This window comes from Herbiconiux daphne (assembly GCF_024979295.1).
Classification (GTDB): domain Bacteria; phylum Actinomycetota; class Actinomycetes; order Actinomycetales; family Microbacteriaceae; genus Herbiconiux; species Herbiconiux daphnes.
On the sequence record NZ_JANLCJ010000784.1, the window covers coordinates 1 to 529 of the forward strand.

The 529-nt window shown below is 45.6% G+C and carries 1 protein-coding gene; it reads left to right on the forward strand.

Features of this window, described 5'->3' with window-relative positions; all coding sequences use genetic code 11:
• The coding region (gene nrdD / locus N1032_RS27675; RefSeq protein ID WP_310795997.1) for an anaerobic ribonucleoside-triphosphate reductase at positions 1-529 on the forward strand (529 nt) is incomplete at both ends.

Sequence of the window (529 nt, forward strand, 5' to 3'; positions counted from 1 at the left end):
TCCGTTTTTACCCATGACCAACTGCTGCCTCGTTGATTTACGTGGCATGCTGGAGAAGGGTTTTAAACTTGGCAATGCTCAGATTGAATCACCGAAATCAATTGGAGTTGCTAGTGCAGTCACAGCACAGATCATCGCCCAAGTTGCCAGCCACCAATATGGCGGGACGACTATTGCGAACATTGATCAAGTGCTTGCTCCGTATGCTGAAAAATCGTATCACAAGTACGAGAAGGAAGCAGAAGTATGGGGTGTAAGTTCTCCGGTTGAGTACGCTGAAAGCAAAACTCGTAAGGAAATCTATGACGGCATCCAAGCGCTCGAATATGAAATCAACACCCTTTTCACTACTAATGGGCAACAGCCGTTCGTTACATTCAGTTTTGGGATGGGGTCAAATTGGTTCGAACGTGAGATCCAAAAAGCTATTCTCAATGTCCGAATCAAGGGTCTCGGAAAAGAAGGCCTTACAGCAGTCTTTCCGAAACTCGTAATGTTTCTTGAAGAAGGGTTGAACATCCTTCCAGAG